14 protein-coding genes are annotated in these 17,966 nt (G+C 73.8%); 4 read left to right on the forward strand and 10 right to left on the reverse strand.

From position 1 onward, the window contains the following. Positions 1-118 precede the first annotated feature (118 nt). The 3 genes from Q3W71_RS09550 to Q3W71_RS09560 form a co-directional block, all read right to left on the reverse strand. Positions 119-655 carry a hypothetical protein gene (locus Q3W71_RS09550; RefSeq protein ID WP_302918961.1) on the reverse strand — a complete coding sequence of 179 codons (537 nt, stop codon included), beginning with the start codon at positions 653-655 and terminating at the stop codon, positions 119-121. After that, positions 655-2,553, reverse strand: coding sequence for a DNA primase (gene dnaG, locus Q3W71_RS09555; protein WP_302919644.1), 1,899 nt, complete (start codon positions 2,551-2,553; stop codon positions 655-657). The genes Q3W71_RS09550 and dnaG overlap by 1 nt, the downstream gene beginning before the upstream one ends. 151 nt (positions 2,554-2,704) lie before the next feature. After that, positions 2,705-3,109, reverse strand: coding sequence for a MerR family transcriptional regulator (locus tag Q3W71_RS09560; protein WP_302918962.1), 405 nt, complete (start codon positions 3,107-3,109; stop codon positions 2,705-2,707). An 89-nt stretch (positions 3,110-3,198) separates the two neighbouring features. On the opposite strand from Q3W71_RS09560, the gene Q3W71_RS09565 reads away from it, so the two are divergent. Further along, entirely contained in the window at positions 3,199-3,867 is a 669-nt protein-coding gene (locus Q3W71_RS09565) for an SDR family NAD(P)-dependent oxidoreductase (RefSeq protein ID WP_302918963.1), read from the forward strand. A 21-nt stretch (positions 3,868-3,888) separates the two neighbouring features. On the opposite strand, the gene Q3W71_RS09570 is transcribed toward Q3W71_RS09565, so the two are convergent. The 4 genes from Q3W71_RS09570 to Q3W71_RS09585 all read right to left on the reverse strand — a co-directional run bounded on the left by Q3W71_RS09570 (position 3,889) and on the right by Q3W71_RS09585 (position 8,155). Then, positions 3,889-5,523: a BCCT family transporter gene (locus Q3W71_RS09570; protein WP_302918964.1), complete on the reverse strand. Its 1,635-nt coding sequence runs from the start codon at positions 5,521-5,523 to the stop codon at positions 3,889-3,891. A gap of 81 nt (positions 5,524-5,604) precedes the next feature. After that, the gene (locus Q3W71_RS09575; RefSeq protein ID WP_302918965.1) at positions 5,605-6,441 is read right to left on the reverse strand and encodes a siderophore-interacting protein; all 837 of its coding nucleotides are present in this window, start codon (positions 6,439-6,441) and stop codon (positions 5,605-5,607) included. Positions 6,442-6,456: 15 nt separating this feature from the next. Continuing rightward, on the reverse strand, positions 6,457-7,734 hold the full coding sequence (locus Q3W71_RS09580) for a deoxyguanosinetriphosphate triphosphohydrolase (RefSeq protein WP_302918966.1): 1,278 nt from the start codon (positions 7,732-7,734) through the stop codon (positions 6,457-6,459). 67 nt (positions 7,735-7,801) lie between these two features. After that, positions 7,802-8,155 carry a VOC family protein gene (locus tag Q3W71_RS09585; RefSeq protein ID WP_302918967.1) on the reverse strand — a complete coding sequence of 118 codons (354 nt, stop codon included), beginning with the start codon at positions 8,153-8,155 and terminating at the stop codon, positions 7,802-7,804. 194 nt (positions 8,156-8,349) lie between these two features. Between Q3W71_RS09585 and Q3W71_RS09590 the strand changes: the two genes are divergently transcribed. Then, on the forward strand, positions 8,350-8,847 hold the full coding sequence (locus Q3W71_RS09590) for a roadblock/LC7 domain-containing protein (RefSeq protein ID WP_302918968.1): 498 nt from the start codon (positions 8,350-8,352) through the stop codon (positions 8,845-8,847). A 92-nt stretch (positions 8,848-8,939) separates the two neighbouring features. On the opposite strand, the gene ppdK is transcribed toward Q3W71_RS09590, so the two are convergent. Beyond that, positions 8,940-11,648 (reverse strand): pyruvate, phosphate dikinase, encoded by a 2,709-nt coding sequence (gene ppdK / locus Q3W71_RS09595; RefSeq protein WP_302918969.1) that lies wholly within the window; start codon positions 11,646-11,648, stop codon positions 8,940-8,942. A gap of 348 nt (positions 11,649-11,996) precedes the next feature. Here ppdK and Q3W71_RS09600 point away from each other — a divergent pair, with 348 nt between their 5' ends. Together Q3W71_RS09600 and Q3W71_RS09605 are read left to right on the forward strand one after the other, a co-directional pair. Further along, a complete protein-coding gene (locus tag Q3W71_RS09600) occupies positions 11,997-13,706 on the forward strand; it encodes a beta-N-acetylhexosaminidase (RefSeq protein WP_302919645.1) in 1,710 nt (569 codons plus the stop codon). A 1,286-nt stretch (positions 13,707-14,992) separates the two neighbouring features. Then, entirely contained in the window at positions 14,993-15,640 is a 648-nt protein-coding gene (locus Q3W71_RS09605) for a C39 family peptidase (protein ID WP_302918970.1), read from the forward strand. Positions 15,641-15,872: 232 nt separating this feature from the next. On the opposite strand, the gene dusB is transcribed toward Q3W71_RS09605, so the two are convergent. Continuing rightward, positions 15,873-17,045: a tRNA dihydrouridine synthase DusB gene (gene dusB, locus Q3W71_RS09610; protein ID WP_302918971.1), complete on the reverse strand. Its 1,173-nt coding sequence runs from the start codon at positions 17,043-17,045 to the stop codon at positions 15,873-15,875. Between the two features lie 103 nt (positions 17,046-17,148). Beyond that, positions 17,149-17,952, reverse strand: coding sequence for a hypothetical protein (locus Q3W71_RS09615; RefSeq protein ID WP_302918972.1), 804 nt, complete (start codon positions 17,950-17,952; stop codon positions 17,149-17,151). Between the last annotated feature and the right edge of the window lie 14 nt (positions 17,953-17,966).

The raw sequence follows: 17,966 nt of genomic DNA on the forward strand, positions 1-17,966 counted from the left end.
GCGGGCGCCGCTCCCGCCGGGCCCGGCACGGGCGCCGTCCCCGCCGACGGCGGTGGCCCGGCGCGGGCGGGCGCGGTCAGGTCGGTGCGGTCAGGCCGGCGCGGTCAGGTCGGTGCGGTCAGGCGTCGGTCGGGGCGGTGGCGGCGCGGGCGGCGGCGACCAGCCGGTCGGTCTCGGCGAGCACCGCGTCGTCGTCGACCGGCGTGCCCGGGTCCAGCCGGACCGTCCAGGTCAGACCGTCCACGCCGGGCACTCGCCGGGCGGCCACCCGGCCGGCGCCGCCGGGCAGCGGGTGGTGCTGGGTGTACGCCACCGAGCGGGTCACCCGGGCGCGCACCTGGTGCGGCAGCTCCCCCGGATCCAGCAGCAGGTACGTCTCGGCCGGGCAGTCGGCGACCACCAGGTAGCCGTCACGCTCGGCGACCCGCTCGGCCGGCGTGACGGTCAGCTCGCGGCCGGACCAGACCGCCTTGAGGATGTCGTGCCAGCCCAGCCGGTGCCCCCGGCCGGGCAGCCAGAGCCCGAGGTTGCTGGCCACCACCACCCCGTCGCCCTCGCCGTTGCCGGCGGCCGCCCAGGCCAGCACCCGCTCCTCGGCGTCCAGCGGCGGCCGGGCGGCCGCCGGCAGCTTCGGCTTGCGGTTGAACAGTCCCATCACAGCCCTCCCGCGGCCTGCTCGCGCAGCGCCCGGGCGTGCTGCTCCAACGAGAGCAGCTCGCCGAAGAGCGCGAAGTACTCGTCCTTGTTGCTGACCGGGTTGATCCGCTGGATCCGCGACTTGAGTTCCTTGATCCGGCTGGTCACCGAGCCCCACTGCAACCGGGCCATGGTGACCGAGACGTAGCGCGGGTCCGGTTCGCCGTCGATGCGCAACGGCTCCACGGCCAGCTCGCCGACGAGCGCCTGGGCGGCGAGATCCTCGCAGGCGTCCCGCACCGAGGAGATCCAGACCGCGCCGCCGGTCGCGGCCGAGGCACCACCGACCGCCGCCACGGCGGCGCGCACCGCGGCGTGCACCGGGTGGCGGTACTCCACCGCCTCGACCGCGTCGAACATCGGCCCGGCCAGCACCGGCTCCTGGAGGGCGAGCTTGAGCGCCTCGCGCTCGACCATCGACTGCGGGCTGTCCACGCTCGGCTCCGGCCGGGCCGGCCGGGACGGCGCCGCCGCGGCCTCCCGAGCGGGCTGGCCGGAGGCGGCGGCCAGCACGGCCCGCTGCACCGGCTCGATCTCCATGCCGAGGTCGCCGGCGAGCTTGCGGACGTACTCCGGGCGCTTCTCCCGGTCCTTGAGCTTGGCGACCAGGGGGGCGGCCCGGCGCATCGCCTCCACCCGACCGTCGACGGTGTCCAGGTCGTAGCGGCTGATCACGTGGCGCAGCGCGAAGTCGACCAGCGGCTCGCGGCGGGCGACCAGGTCGCGTACGGCCAGGTCGCCCTTGGCCAGCCGCAGCTCGCACGGGTCCATGTTGTCGGGGCTGACCGCGATGAAGGTACGCCCGACGAAGCGCTGGTCGTCCTCGAACGCCCGCAGCGCGGCCTTCTGCCCGGCGGCGTCCCCGTCGAAGGTGAAGATGATCTCGCCGGCCCGCTCGTCGCTGTCGAAGAGCACCCGGCGCAGCACGGAGATGTGGTCGGCGCCGAACGCGGTGCCGCAGGTCGCCACCGCCGTCGGCACGTCGGCCAGGTGGCAGGCCATCACGTCGGTGTAGCCCTCGACCACGACCACCTTGCCCTGCTTGGCGATCTCACGCTTGGCCTGGTCGATGCCGTAGAGGACGTGCGACTTCTTGTAGATCGGCGTCTCGGGGGTGTTCAGGTACTTCGGGCCGTCGTCGTCGTCGAAGAGCTTCCGGGCGCCGAAACCGATCACGTCGCCGGTGATGTCCCGGATCGGCCACATCAACCGGCGGCGGAACCGGTCGATCAGCGAGCCGGAGCGGGCCGGCCGGGACAGCCCGGCGGTGACCAGCTCGTCGTGCGTGAAGCCCTGCTGGCGCAGGTGCTTGGTGAGCAGGTCCCAGCCGTCCGGGGCGAAGCCGCAGCCGTAGCGCTCGGCGGCGGCCTTGTCGAAGCCGCGGCGGGCGAGGAACTCCCGGGCCGGTCGGGCCCCGGCCGTGCCGAGCTGGGCCCGGTAGAACTCCACGGCGGCGGCGTGCGCGGCGACGAGGCGCTGCTTCTGCCCGTGCTGCGGCCGGGCGGCCCGCGGCGCGGCCTGGTCGGTCTCGACGTAGCGCAGCTGGATGCCGGCCCGGGCGGCGAGCCGCTCGACCGCCTCGACGAAGCTCAGGTGCTCGGCGTCCATCAGGAACTTGATCGCGTCGCCGCCGGCGCCGCAGCCGAAGCAGTACCAGACGTTGCGGGCCGGCGAGACGTTGAACGACGGGCTCTTCTCGTCGTGGAACGGGCAGAGGCCCTTGAGGTTGCCGCCCCCGGCCGACTTCAGGGTCACCGTCTCGGAGATCACGTCCGCGATCGAGGTGCGCTCGCGGACCAGCGCGATGTCCTCGTCCCGGATCCGCCCAGCCATGCCTGCCACCCCCTCGGCGTACATCCTGCCCTGCCGGACCGACGCTCCGCCGCCGGGGGAGGTCGTGCGGTCCACCCGATCCGGCGCCCGCGCCGCGCCGCGCCCCGCCACAGCCCGGCCCGGCCCGGCCCGGCGGGAGCGTCCCGGCCGATTCGGGACGCGGACGCTCCCGGAGCTAATCCCCGGCCGGCTGCTCCCGGCCGGCGGCGGCGGACCGGTCGCCCCGCCCCGGCATGGCGGCGAGCAGGGTGTCGAGCGCCTGTCGCTCGGTGCCCAGCCGCGCCATCGCCTCGGCGATGCGGGTCCGCTCCCGCTCCAGGTGTTCGACCATGCCCGGGCACGCCGACGGTGTCGGCCGCCCACCCTCGTCGTGCACGCAGTGCAGCACCCGCGCGATGACGGCGGTGGGCAGCCCGGCGGCGAGCAGGGCACGGATGTGGGACACGGTGACGACGTCCGAGGCGGCGTACTCGCGGTAACCGTTGGCCAGCCGCACCGGGCGGAGCAGCCCCTGCTCCTCGTAGTAGCGCAGCAGCCGCGCGCTCACCCCTGTCTCGCGGGCCAGCGCCCCGATCCGCATGTGAGCTGCCCCATTCGACCGTTGACCTTCACACCGATGAGAAAGCTTAGCTTTCCTCCCGTCGACGGCCGGCGGGGAAGGAGCAGAGGATGCCAGGCGCGGTGATCATCGGGGTGGGACCGGGCATCGGACGGGCGGTCGCGCTGCGGTTCGCGCGGGAGGGCCTGCCGGTCGCGCTCGTCGCACGGACCGGGGCGACGGTGCGGGCGGTGGCCGAGGCCGTCGCCGCGCTCGGCGTACGGGCCGTGCCGTTGACCGCGGACAGCACCGACGAGGTGGCGCTGCGGGCGGCGCTGGACGCGGCGGCCGACGAACTGGGCCCGCCGGACGTCGTGGTGTACAACGCCGCGATCATCCAGGCGGACTCGCTCGGCGAGTTGTCCGTCGCCGCCCACCAGGCCGCCTGGGCGGTCAACGTGGTGGGGGCGCTCACCACGGCCGCACACGTCCTGCCCGGCATGGCCCGGCGCGGCGGCGGCTCGTTCATCGTCACCGGCGGGATGCCCGAGCCCAAGCCGCGGTACGTCTCCCTCTCGCTCGGCAAGGCCGGCGTGCGGACGCTCGTGGCGCTGCTCGACCAGGAGTACGGACCGTCCGGGGTCCACGTGGCGACGGTCACCGTCGCCGGTGCCGTCGCCCCGGACACGGCGTTCGACCCGGACGACATCGCGGAACACTACTGGCGCCTGCACACCCAGCCCCGGCAGCGCTGGGAGCGGGAGGTCGTGCACGACGGGGAGGCCACCGCCGGCCGGTGAGGCCGGTCCGGCGGGCGCGGGTCACCGGGGGCGGCGCCGCAGGTAGCGCCGCACCGGCGGCGGGTCCTCCTCGTCGTACGACCGGGCGGCCCGGATCGCGGCGGCCAGCCCGTAGCGGCGGTTGCGGGGCGGCGGATTGACCGTCGGATCCCGGGACATGTCCCGGATCAGCGCCACCGCGAGGCCGAGCATCACCACCACGAACGGCAGCGCCACCATGATCGTCGCCTGTTGCAGCGCGTCCAGGCCCCCGGCCAGCAGCAGCACCGCGGCCATGGCGCCGATCAGCACCCCCCAGGTGACCACGAGCACCCGGTGCGGACGCAGCGCACCCCGGGAACTCAGCGAGCCGAGCACCAGCGACGCCGAGTCGGCGCTGGTGACGAAGTACAGCGCGATCAGCACCATGGCCAGGACGCTGGTCAGCGTCGCCAGCGGCAGCGCGTCCAGCAGGCCGAAGAGGGCCTGTTCGGTGCCCGCCCCGACGTCCGCGACCAGATCGCGCGCGCCGGTGGCCTGCGCCCGCAGCGCGCTCCCGCCCATAACCGCGAACCAGACCGCGCTGGCCCCGCTCGGCACCAGCAGCACCCCGACGAGGAACTGCCGTATCGTCCGCCCTTTCGAGATGCGGGCGATGAAGGTGCCCACGAACGGCGCCCAGGAGATCCACCACGCCCAGTAGAAGATCGTCCAGGAGCCGAGCCACGACGGGTCGGAGAAGGCGCCGGTGCGGGTGGACATGAAGAGCAGGTTGCTGAGGTAGTCGCCGACCGAGGCCGGCAGCACCTCCAGCGTGTAGATGGTCGGCCCGACCACGAAGACGAAGAGCATCAGCAGCACCGCCAGCAGCACGTTCGTGGTGGAGAGCCACTTGATGCCCTTGTGCAGCCCGGAGAAGGCGGAGATCACGAAGGCCAGCGTGAGCGCGCCGATCACGACCAGCTCCACCGCTGTCGTGTCCGGTATGCCGGCCACCAGGTCGAGGCCGGCGGCGACCTGGAGCGCTCCGAGGCCGAGGCTGGTCGCCGAGCCGAACACCGTGGCGAAGACCGCCAGCAGGTCGACCGCCCGGCCGGCCGCCCCGTCGGCCCGGTCGCCGAGCAACGGACGGAACGCCGCGGAGATCCGGTTCTCCCGACCCTTCCGGAAGGTCGAGTACGCGAGCGCCAGCGCCACCACCGCGTAGATCCCCCAGGGGTGCAGGGTCCAGTGGAAGAGGGTGTACTGCATGGCCGTCGCGCCGGCCGGGCCGGTCTGCGGCGCGACTCCGGTCGCGGGCGGCGGCGCCGCGTAGTGCTGGATCGGCTCGGCGACGGCGAAGAAGACCAGCCCGATCCCCATCCCGGCGCTGAACATCATCGCGATCCAGGCCAGCGAGCTGAACTCGGGCTCGTCCTGGTCGGCGCCGAGCCGGATCCGGCCGAACCGGCTCGCCGCGATCACCACCGCCAGCACCAGGAAGGCGTCGGCGGCCAGGACGAAGAACCAGCCGAAGGTGCCGATCGTCCAGGCCAGCCCGGACTCACCGAAGCCGGCCAGGGAGTTGCGGGCGAGCGCGCCCCAGGCCACCACGGCCAGCACCCCGCCGACGCTGAGCGCCAGCACCACCGGATCGACGCTCCCCCGGTGTGCCGGCTGCTCCCGCTGCTCGGACATCTGCACCCCCACCCCATCCTGGTGACCGGAGGGGGCGGCCGGTGGGGATCGCGGAAACGTCAGCCCCGGGCGGGCGGCGGGTCAGGCGGCCAGCGCGGTGGACTCCTCCGCCTCGACCTGGCGGTTCCACTCGGGCTTGGTCGAGCGCCAGCCCTCGTCGTCCATGCCGCGCCGCCAGTAGCCGGAGATGGAGAGCCGCTCCCGGGCGACGCCCCACTCCACGCGCAGCAGCCGGCGCAGCTCCTTGACCCAGGTCGCCTCGCCGTGCACGAAGGCGTGCACGTCACCGGGTGGGACCTCCAGCTCGCGGACCGCGGCCAGCAGCGCCTCGCCGACCGGCCGGCCGTCGCGATGCAGCCAGGTCAGCCGTACCGCTCCGGGGCTGAGCAGCCGCTGCTCGTCCGCCGGGTCGTCGATCTCCACCAGCACGACGGCCGGGGCGCCGAGGGGCAGCCGTTCCAGGGCGGCGGCGATCGCCGGCAGCGCGCTCTCGTCGCCGACCAGCAGGTGCCAGTCGGCGTCCGGGTCCGGCGCGTACGCCCCGCCGGGGCCGACGAAACGCACCGGGTCGCCCGGGCGCAGCGCGGCCGCCCACGGCCCGGCCAGCCCCTCGTCGCCGTGGTGCACCACGTCGACGGTCAGCTCGCCGGCCAGCGGGTCCCAGGCCCGCACGGTGTACGCGCGCAGCCGGGGCCACTGCTCGCGGGGCAGGTCACGACGGATCGCGGCCAGGTCGACCGGGTCGGCGAGATGGACGCCCGGCGCCGGGAAGAGGATCTTGATGTAGTGGTCGGTGAACTCGCCCACCGGCAGGCCGGCCAGCTCCGCACCGCCGAGCACCAGCCGGATCAGGTGCGGGGTGGGCCGCGAGGTGCGCAGCACCCGGGCGGTGGTGACCTTCTTGGCGCGCTCCGTCATACCACTTAGGTTAGCCTAACTTCGACACGTCCCCGTCCGGGGTGCCCCCACCAGCCGGGTGTGCCAGGCCACCGCCGCCGGATCGGTGAGCGAGGCCACCTGGTCGACCACCACCCGCAGCCGGGCGGCGTCGTCCCGGGCGGCCCGCCAGAGCGGGGCGAAGACGGGGTCGAGCACGTCCGGCGCCCGGTCGGCCAGCACCGCGACCAGGTCGGCGATCACCTCTTGCTGCCGTTCGTACCGGCCGCGCGCGCCCGGCCGGCGCAGCACGTACCGCAGGGCGATGCCCTTGAGCAGCGCGCAGCGGGCCCGGATCGACCGCGGCACCACCAGGTCGGCGGCGTACCGGCGGTGCGGGCCGGCGCCGAACCGCTCCTGGGTGGCGGCCACCGCGGCGGAGACGAAGCGGCCGGTCAGCACGCTGGTGGTGGTCTTCAGCGCCGCCTGCGCGCGGTGGCTGCCGTCGTACCCGGCGAGCGGGGCGAGCACCGGGTCGGCGAGCAGGTCGACCAGCACCTCGCCGAGGTCGGCCGGGGACTCGCCGGAGTAGGTGGCGGCGACGTCGACGCAGAGCGCGGCCCGCTCGTCCGGGTCGGTCAGCAGCGGGGCCAGCGTGATGTAGCCGCCGTGGAAGCCGTCCTCCACGTCGTGCACCGAGTAGGCCACGTCGTCGGCCCAGTCCATCACCTGCGCCTCCAGGCAGCGCCGGTCACCGCCCGGCCCGCCGGCGCGCAGCCACTCGAAGACCGGCAGGTCGTCGGCGTACACCCCGAACTTGCGCTGGCCCGGCCGGCGCGGCCAGGGGTACTTGGCGACCGCGTCGAGCGACGCCCGGGTCAGGTTCAGCCCGGCGGAGGACCCGTCCGGGGCCAGCACCTTGGCCTCCAGCCGGGTCAGCACCCGCAGCGTCTGCGCGTTGCCCTCGAAGCCGCCACAGGCCGCGGCGAGCTGGTCCAGCGCGGCCTCGCCGTTGTGCCCGAACGGCGGGTGGCCGAGGTCGTGGGCCAGCCCGGCGGTGTCCACCACGTCGGGGTCGCAGCCCAGCCGCGCGCCCATCTCGCGGGCGATCTGGGCGACCTCCAGCGAGTGGGTGAGCCGGGTACGCAGGAAGTCGTCGGTGCCGGCGGTGTGCACCTGCGTCTTCGTGGCGAGCCGGCGGAACGCCGCCGAGTGCAGCACCCGGGCCCGGTCCCGCTCGTACGGGGAACGGCCGTAGCCGGAGTCCTTCGGCGGCTCCTCGACCCGGCGCTCGGCCGGGTCGTCCGCCCCGGGTCGGCCGGGCTGGACGCTCAACCCGCCACCGGCCTGGTCACGCTGCCGGCACACCCCTGTCGCCCACTTTGGGGCCCGCGGAACCGGCTCACTCCCCGCGCTCGCGCAGCACGCAGAACTCGTTGCCCTCCGGGTCGGCCAGCACCGTCCACCCGACGTCGCCCTGCCCCACGTCCACGTGCCGGGCGCCCATGTCCACCAGCCGCTCGACCTCGGCCTCCTGGTCGTTGGGGCGCAGGTCGAGGTGCAGCCGGTTCTTGCCCTCCTTGCCGTCGGGCACCGGCACGAACACGATGCCGGGCAGCCGGTCGGCGGACTGACGGATCTCCACCTCGTCCGGCTTCTCGGTGACCACCTGATAGCCCAGCGCCTCGGCCCACCAGCGGGCCAGTCGGGCCGGGTCCCGGGCATCGACGGTCAGGCTCTCCCAGGCGCTGCTCATGTCGATCAGGGTACGCCCGCGCGGCCGTCCCGGCGCGCCTGCGAGGTGCGCTCTGGCGGGCCGCAACCCCCGATCAGACGAGAGTTGTCAACCGATCGCCGACCGTCACGGGCTCGCGGGACCGCATCGGCCACCGGTAGCGTCTCCGATGCGGAACGTGACCGACCGACCGGAGACACGACGGGGGAGAACGCGTGGACGAGGACGTGGTGGGAACGGAGTTGCGCGGGCTGCGCCGGCGCCGGCCGGAGATCGCCGGCACGGTGCTCGCCGGCACCGACGGCCTGCTCATCTCCAGCGACCTGCCCGCGACGGACGCCACCCACCTGGCGGCGCTCGCGGCGGCCAGCTTCGGCCTCGGCAGCCGGGTGGCCGACACGGCGCGCCGGGGCGAGTTCCGCGAGTCCGTGGTGCACACCTCGGCCGGCTGTGTGGTGACCTACCCGGTCGGCAGCGACGCGCTGCTCACCCTGGTCACCGAGGCCACCGGCGACCTCGACGCGCTGCACGCCGACGCCCGGGCCGTCGCCCGCCGGGCCGGCAGCGCGTTGGCGCACCGCCGTCCGGTCGGCGCCGCCGCGCTGCCGACCACGCACGGCCCGCTCGCCACGCGCACCCCCGGCCGGGCCACGCTGCCGACCCGGCGCGTCGCCCGGCACCCGCACGCCACCTGGCGCCGCCCACCCGTCTGAGCCGGCCGCCGCCGCCGGTTCACCCCCGGCCCGGAACGCGACCGGCGGCGGCCCGGTGACCGGGCCGCCGCCGGGGCGTACGCGTCGACGGCTCAGCGGCTGTCCGAGCCGGTCGTCTCGATGGCGGCCCGGCCGGCCTCCAGCCGGGCGACCGGCACCCGGAACGGCGAGCAGGAGACGTAGTCCAGCCCGACCTCGTGGAAGAAGTGCACCGACTCGGGGTCACCGCCGTGCTCGCCGCACACGCCGAGCTTCAGCCCCGGGCGGGCGGCCCGGCCCTCCTCGGCGGCGATCCGGACCAGCCGGCCGACGCCGTCCCGGTCGATCGACTCGAACGGCGAGATGCCGAAGATGCCGAGTTCCAGGTAGCGCCAGAAGAACGCGCCCTCGACGTCGTCGCGCGAGAAGCCCCAGCCCATCTGGGTCAGGTCGTTGGTGCCGAAGGAGAAGAACTGCGCCGCCTCGGCGATCTGCCCGGCGGTCAGCGCCGCCCGGGGCACCTCGATCATCGTGCCGATCAGCACCTCGACGCCGCTGTCCCCGACCACCTCGGCGATGATCTTCTCGGCCTCGGTGCGTACCGTCTCCAGCTCCTGCACCGCACCGACCAGCGGGACCATGATCTCCGGACAGGCCGATCCGCCGGCCCGGGTGACCGCGACGGCGGCCTCGGCGATGGCGCGGACCTGCATGGCGAACAGGCCGGGGATGACCAGGCCGAGCCGGACGCCGCGCAGGCCGAGCATCGGGTTCTCCTCGTGCATCCGCCGGACGGCGGCGAGCAGGGCCTCCTCCTTGGCCACGTCCTCGCCGCGCTCCTGGGCGACCGCCACGTTGACCGCGAGCTGCTCCAGCGGGGGCAGGAACTCGTGCAGCGGCGGGTCGATCAGCCGCACGGTGACCGGCAGGCCGTCCATCTCCCGGAAGATCTCGATGAAGTCCTCCCGCTGCAACGGCAGCAGCGCGGCGAGCGCGTCCTCCCGCTCGGCGTCGGTGGCCGCGAGGATCAGCCGCTCGACCAGCTCCCGGCGGTCACCGAGGAACATGTGCTCGGTGCGGCACAGGCCGATGCCCTGGGCGCCGAAGCGCCGCGCCCGCGCCGCGTCGGCGCCGGTGTCGGCGTTCGTCCGGACCGCCAGCCGCCGCCGGGCGTCGGCGTGCGTCATGATCCGGTGTACGGCCTTCACCAGCGCGTCGTCGGTCTGCTCCGGGTCGAGGGTGCCCTCGAAGTACTGCACCACCTCCGACGGCATGACCGGCACCTCGCCGAGGTAGACCTTGCCGGTGGTGCCGTCGATGGAGACGACGTCGCCCTCGGTCACGGTCTGCCCGGCCACTGTGAACTTCCGCTGCGGGATGTTGATGTCCAGCTCGTCGGCGCCGGAGACGCAGGTCTTGCCCATGCCCCGGGCCACCACCGCGGCGTGGCTGGTCTTGCCGCCGCGCGAGGTGAGGATGCCCTTGGCGGCGATCATGCCGTTCAGGTCGTCCGGGTTGGTCTCCCGGCGGACCAGGATCACCGACTCGCCCTCGGCGGCCAGTTCCACCGCGCGGGCCGAGGTGAAGACCACCTTGCCGACGGCCGCGCCCGGCGACGCCCCGATGCCCTTGGCCACCGGCTGGAACTCGTGGTCGAGCTTGAACCGGGGGAACATCAGCTGGGCGAGCTGCGCGCCGTTGACCCGGTGCAGCGCCTCGTCCAGGTCGATCAGGCCCTCGTCCACCAGCTGCCCGGCGATGACGAAGGCGGCCGCGGCGGTGCGCTTGCCGACCCGGGTCTGCAGCATCCAGAGCTTGCCGCGCTCGATGGTGAACTCGATGTCGCAGAGGTCCTTGTAGTGCCCCTCCAGCCGGGCCATGTAGTCGAGCAGCTCGTCGTAGGACTTCTTGTCGATCCGCTCCAGCTCCTGCAACGGCACGGTGTTGCGGATGCCGGCCACCACGTCCTCGCCCTGGGCGTTGGCCAGGTAGTCGCCGTAGATGCCCTGCGCGCCGCTGGCCGGGTCCCGGGTGAACGCGACGCCGGTGCCGGAGTCGGCGCCGAGGTTGCCGAAGACCATCGCCACCACGTTGACAGCGGTGCCCAGGTCGGCCGGGATGCGCTCCTGCCGGCGGTAGATCACCGCGCGCTCGGCGTTCCAGGACTCGAACACCGCGCGGATGGCCAGGTCGAGCTGCTCGCGCGGCTCCTGCGGGAACTCCCGCCCGGTGTGCTTGCTGAAGATCTTCTTGTACGCGTCGACCAGGCCGCGCAGGTCGTCCGCGTCGAGGTCCAGGTCGTTGGTGGTGCCCTTGGCCCGCTTGACCTCGTCGAGCGCGTGCTCGAACTCCTCGCCCGGCACGTCGCAGACGGTCTTGCCGAACATCTGGATCAGCCGGCGGTAGGAGTCCCAGGCGAACCGGTCGTTGCCGCCGGCCTGCGCGCTCAACCCGACGACGCTGCGGTCGTTGAGGCCGACGTTGAGGACGGTCTCCATCATGCCGGGCATCGAGAACTTGGCGCCGGAGCGGACCGAGACCAGCAGCGGGTCCTGGGGGTCGCCGAGGCGCCGGCCCATCTCCCGCTCCAGCGCCGCCAGGTGCGCGGCGATCTGCTCGGCCAGCCCGGCCGGCTCCGATCCGGTGGCGAGATAGGCCTTGCACGCCTCGGTGGTGATGGTGAAGCCGGGCGGGACCGGCAGGCCGAGGTTGGTCATCTCGGCCAGGTTGGCCCCCTTGCCGCCGAGCAGGTCCTTGAGGTCCTTGTTGCCCTCGGCGAAGTCGTAGACGTACTTGTGTTCCGCCGTCTCTTGCGCTGCCACCAGAGCCTCCCACGCGCGCCGGTCCGACACTTAACGAAGGTTTAGTTGCTCCCATACCCCGGGGCCGGCCACCGGTAATCCCGGTGCCACGCCAGTCGGTGGGCGAAGGTTAAGCGAACATCGGGTGGGCTGGGACCGTTCGGTGACAATAGGCACAGCCATCACGACTATCCGCGTTCGTGCCGGTTTCTGGGAACGCTTCCACGCGCACGATCACGCAATCCCGGCCCTCCCTCGTACCCTTGACGGCACGCGTTTCGGTGAACTTCACCTTTGCCATAACCGCCGCGAATACACCCGGGAGCCGCTGCCGTGTCCACCCTCCCCTCCCCCGCCGAGCAGGACGGGGTGCCGCTGAGCCAGCAGTCCGCCGCCGACCAGGAGCGGTTGCCGCTGCGCGAGCCGGCCGCCGCCGACCTGGCGCGCGCCGCCGCCCGTGCCGCCGGTGACCTGCTCGCCCCGCCCGCCCCGGTGCGCCTCGGCGACGTGGTGCCGGCCCCCGAGCAGGTCCACCCCGACCCCGCCGCCGACTACCTGCTGACCCCCGACGCGGTGATCCGGGTCGGCACCGAGCCGGCGGCGCTGGCCGTCGCCGAGCACCTGGCCGCGCTGCTCCGCCCGGCCACCGGGTACCCGCTGCCGGTCACCGACACCGCCCGGCCCGAGCCGGCCGGCGGCATCGCGCTGGTACTGGCCGACGACGACACCCTCGGCCCGGAGGGCTACCGGCTGGACGTCGCCCCGACCGGGGTACGGATCGCCGCGGCCGGACCGGCCGGACTGCTGCACGGCGTGCAGACGCTGCGCCAACTGCTGCCCGCGGCGATCGAGAGCCGCACCCCGGTCACCGAGCGCTGGGCGGTGCCCGGCGGGTCGATCACCGACCGGCCGCGGTTCGCCTACCGGGGCGCGATGCTCGACGTGGCCCGGCACTTCTTCGGCGTCGAGGACGTGCTGCGGGTGATCGACCACCTGTCCCGCTACAAGCTCAACCATCTGCACCTGCACCTCACCGACGACCAGGGCTGGCGGATCGCCGTCGACTCCTGGCCCCGGCTGGCCACCGTCGGCGGGGTCGGCGAGGTGGGCGACGGCCCCGGCGGGCACTACACGAAGGCCGACTACCAGCGGATCGTCGCCTACGCGGCCGAGCGCCACATCACCGTGGTGCCGGAGATCGACCTGCCCGGGCACACCAACGCCGCGCTGGTCGCGTACCCCGAACTGGCCGCGGCGGGGATCGTGCCGACGCCGTACACCGGCACCGAGGTCGGCTTCAGCTACGTCGACCCGGCCAGCGAGCGGACGTACGACTTCGTCGCCGACGTGCTCGCCGAGGTGGCCGCGATGACGCCGGGCCCGTGGCTGCACATCGGCGGCGACGAGGCGTTCAAGGTGAAGGGCGAGGCGTACACCGGCTTCGTCGAGCGGGCGCAGCGGATCGTCGCCGGCCTCGGCAAGACGGTGGTCGGCTGGCACCAGTTCGCGCCGGCCGGGCACGCCGACGGCCGGGTGCTCCAGTGGTGGGGCACCGACGCCGACGATCCGGCCACCGCCGACGCGGTACGCCGGGGCGCCCGGCTCCTCCTCTCCCCCGCCAACCACGCCTACCTCGACATGAAGTACGCCCCGGACACCCCGATCGGGCACGACTGGGCCGGCCTGATCGACCTGCGGCGGTCGTACGAGTGGAATCCGGGCGCGCACGTGACGAGCGTGCCGGAGGCCGCGGTGCTGGGCGTCGAGGCGCCGCTCTGGACCGAGTCGGTGACCTCGCTACCCGAGGTCGAGTTCATGCTCTTCCCCCGGCTCCCCGCCCTCGCCGAGCTGGCCTGGTCGCCGCGCACCACGCACGACTGGGACCGCTTCCGCGACCGGCTGGCCGGGCACGGCCCCCGCTGGACCGCCGCCGGCATCACCTTCCACCGCTCCCCGGAGGTGTCCTGGCCGGCGGACGCTCCGGTTCCCGCGGGTACGGCGGTTCCCGCGGGTACGCCGCTCGCGATCCCGGCCCAGCCCGGCCCCGACGACGCACCCGCCACCGCCCCGTCCGCCTGATCCCCACCGACATCGATCAGCCGCCGGCCCCGCTCCCGGGGCCGGCGGCTGGCCCGTCCACCAACCACCGGACCGCCGAACCGCCCCGCCAACCGGCCTGTCGCCCATCCAGGGCTCAGGCGCTTGGGAGCTGAGTCGCAGACGCGTCACCGGTCCCGTACCGCAGCCAGACGACGGGACGCGGTGGGGCAGCGCCGGGTCGGCCGGGCGTGCGGGGCCCAGGGCAGACGTGCTTGACCAGGGCGGCGGGGCGTGTGGCCGCTAGGCGTGAGGCATGTCGCGGCCCGAGCCGGGGCGGGCACTTCGCAGCCCGGCGCGTGCGGGGCTCCGGCCCGGCCGGCGGCGGGGCCCAGGGGCAGACGTGCTTGACGGGCGGGGCGTGTCACCTCTAGGCGAGGGGCATGTCCCGGCCCGGACCGGGGGGGCACTTCGCAGCCCGACGCGTGCGTGGCTCCGGCCGGCCGGGCGTGTCTGCCGGGGCGGGCGGCAGGGGTGATACCCGAGCGTCATAGATATGCCGCTGAGGTATCACGCTCTCCCGGCGATTGGTCGGCACCGGCCGTCCCGCGACGCCGGCGGTCTGCGATCTGGCCCGGAATGCGTTCCGCTGGGTTGATCCACCCCGTGTCGGGGATATGGCGGCATTCCGAGCCTGCGGACCCCGCGATATCCCCGACACGGTGTCGATCATCGGGGTGCCGTACTGAGCCGTTTAACGAGATCGGCTCTACAGCGTGCCCGTGGGTGCCTGCCTGCACGGGCCGAGCCGGTGTCGCCTGGCCGCCCGGTGAGTGGCCGGGCGTCCGGTTCGCGGTGTCCGTGGTGTGTCGGGGTGCGGGGTTTGGGTGCGGTTGTGGGGTGGTCGGGGCCACTCTGGCGGCGGAATCGGTGGCGGGTCGGGGTCGTTGAACATGGCATACCCGCCGCGCCTCCCCGGGCGTCAGCGAGCGCGGGTGAACGGCCCACCGGGTCGTGGGCGGAATGGCCGCCGGCCACGGGTCGTTGACACACCCCTGACGGGCCGAGCAAGCCCCCAGGCACCGGGCGCCGCCGGAATGGCGGGCCAGCCGGGATGGTTACACCCCCGACGGGCCGAGCACGCCCCCGGCCCCCGGAGCCCCCGCCGGAATGGTGGGCCGGGCCGGATGGTTACACCCCCGGGACGCCCGAGCAGGCCCCTGGCCGCCGGAAGCGACCCCCTTCATGCACGACCTTTCCTTGACGCGGCGCACCGCACCCCCCCTTCTGGTGTGCCGTTTCCCCCGATCGAAAGGCTTGTGATCACCATGCGTACCGACATCCTGCGTAAGACCGCTCTGACCGCTGCTGGTCTCGCCTTCACCGGCGGCGCCCTCGCCGCCCCCGCCACCGCGTTCGCCGCCCCGGCCGAGAAGCCGGCCGTGTCGATCACCACCGACCGCAAGCACGGTGAGCGGGAACTCGGCGTGCGCTACGAAGCCCAGCCGAACTTCTACTACTGCGGCCCCGCCGCCGCCCGCAACGCCCTGTCCGTACAGGGCAAGAACATCGACGTCCACGCCATGGCCAAGGAAATGGGCACCACCGAAGCCGGCACCAACTCCATCAACGACATCACCCCGGTGCTGAACAAGCAGACCGGTAAGGACGTCTACCACAGCGTCGAGATCCGCGACCCCAACGCCGATGACAAGCAGACCGACAAGCTGCGCGCCGACGTCATCAAGGCCGTCGACGAAGGCCGTGCCGTGGTCGCCAACATCGCCGGCACCGCCACCGACACCGACGGCAACACCCACTCCTTCGAGGGCGGGCACTACATCAGCGTCGTCGGCTACCGCGACGGTGGCAACACGGTGACCATCGCCGACTCGGCCAACCCGGACACCGCCAGCTACCGGATGAGCATCGACAACCTCGCCGACTGGATCGCCACCCGCGGCTACACCGCCTGACGACCCACCACCGGCGACCAACAACCGAACAGGCGGAACAACACCGAAGGGCCGACCCCCAACCGGGGGCCGGCCCTTCGGCGTGTCCAAGGGGCGCAGGCAGGGCGACGCTCCGGGACGCAAGCAAGGCGACGTCCAGGGGCGCAGACGGGGGACGTCTCGGCCGGCCCGGCGTCAGAGGACGGCCGGGGCGCGCTCGGCGTCGGGCACGCCGCACCGGAGCGCCGGCGTCTCAGCCGCCGGAGTCGTCCAGCTCGGCGCCCTCGGGGACGGTGTCGTCGTCCCGGCTGGCCAGCCAGCCGTCGGGCAGGAAGACCTTGCCCGGCGAGTTGGTCCGCCCCCGCGGCTGGCCGAGCGTGGCCACCGGGAACGGCTCGGTCGGGTCCAGCTTGCCGAGCAGGTCGTCGAGCTGGGCCAGGCTGTCGATCATCGCGAGTTCCCGGCGCAGCTCGCTGCCGACCGGGAAGCCCTTGAGGTACCAGGCGACGTGCTTGCGGAAGTCGGTGCAGCCGTCCCGCTCGCCCCGAGCCGGCGTACGCGCCCCGGCGCTGAACTGGTTGACCAGCAGCTCGGCGTGCCGGCGCATGGTCGCGGCCACCTCGCCGAGGGTGGGCAGCCGCCGCTCCGGCCGGCCGTCGAACGCGGCCTCCAGGTCGGCGAAGAGCCACGGCCGGCCCAGGCAGCCCCGGCCGATCACCACCCCGTCCACGCCGGTGTGCGCCACCATCCGCAGCGCGTCGTCGGCCTCCCAGATGTCGCCGTTGCCGAGCACCGGCACGTCCAGCGCCTGCTTCAGGGTGGCGATGGCGTCCCAGTCGGCGGTGCCCGAGTAGCGCTGCGCGGCGGTACGCCCGTGCAGGGCGACCGCCGCCACGCCGGCCTCCTGGGCGGCCAGCCCCGCCTCGACGTACGTCAGGTGGTCGTCGTCGATGCCCTTGCGCATCTTGACAGTGACCGGCACCCCGGCGGGCGACGCGGCGTCCACCGCAGCCCGCACCAGCCGGGCGAAGAGCCGGCGCCGCCAGGGCAGCGCGGCACCCCCGCCCTTGCGGGTGACCTTCGGAACCGGGCAGCCGAAGTTGAGGTCGATGTGGTCGGCGAGGTCCTTCTCGACCACGATCCGCACGGCGGCGGCGGTGGTCTCCGGGTCGGTGCCGTAGAGCTGGAGGCTGCGCGGCCGCTCGTCCGGGCCGAAGGCGATCATCCGCAGCGTCTTCGGGTTCCGCTCCACCAGCGCGACGGTGGTGATCATCTCGCAGACGTAGATGCCGCCGCCCTGCTCCCGGCAGAGCTGACGGAAGCCGACATTCGTGATGCCGGCCATCGGGGCGAGCACCACCGGCGGCCACACCTGGTGCCGCCCGAGGGTGAGCGGGCGGAGTGCGGGAACGGCGGGACTGGTCACGTACCCAAGAATCCCACGCCGGCCGGGGCGGGCCGGTGCCGGTGGCCGGTCGCCGCCGCGATGGTGAGCGAACTCGCACCGCGGCGGCGACCGATGCGGTCGATCAGGCCAGTGCTCCGTCCGGAGCGGCCAGCGTCAGCCCGGAGACGTCGACGATCACCGAGGTCGCGCTGTTGACGTAGATCGCGAAGCTGAACGGGTCCCCCCCGTTGTAGCTGCCGAGCCGCACCTCGACCAGGTTGGAGAGGATCTGGTTCGGCCCCCACCAGTTCAGCGACGAGGTCTCCGGGACGCTGGCGAGCCCCGAGCTGTACGCGGTGAGGAAGCCCGCCGCGACGGTGCCGGCCACCGTGATGTTGACATACGCGGAGACCGCCTTCTCCGCCACCACCGGCGACACGTTCTTCAGCGTCAGGTGCATGAAGGTCTTCGCCTTCAGCTTCCCGGCCTCGACGTTGGCGGCGCCGTGGAGCACGTTCCCGGAGTAGGTGCTCAGGGATCGGGTGTCCATGATCCGCTGGGGCGGGACGGCCATCGTCCGGTTCGCCCAGCGGGTCGTGTTGACGTACGCCCGGGTGCCACCACGGCCGCCGATCACCAGGTCGGCCGCCGGGGTGACGGCGAGCGATCCGGTGGGCAGCTCCTGCGGGATGTTCGCCTCCGGCGTCGGGGCCAACACCAGCTTGGGCGAGGTGCCCTGCACCGTCAGGGTCGGGTTGGCCGACGAGCCGCCGACGAGCACGGTCTCGGCCGCTCCGGCGTCGTTGACCTGGCCGAGGATGACCGGATCGCCGGGCGCCGCGCTGGCCGGGGAGGCGACCACGGCCGCCGCGCCGACACCGGCACCCGCGGCGACGCCGGCCTTGATGATCCGGCGGCGGGTGGTCGAGTTCTCGTCGGTGGTCATGCTGCTCTCCTGGG

Origin of the sequence: Micromonospora sp. C28SCA-DRY-2, from assembly GCF_030519475.1 — a bacterium.
Classification (GTDB): Bacteria; Actinomycetota; Actinomycetes; order Mycobacteriales; family Micromonosporaceae; genus Micromonospora.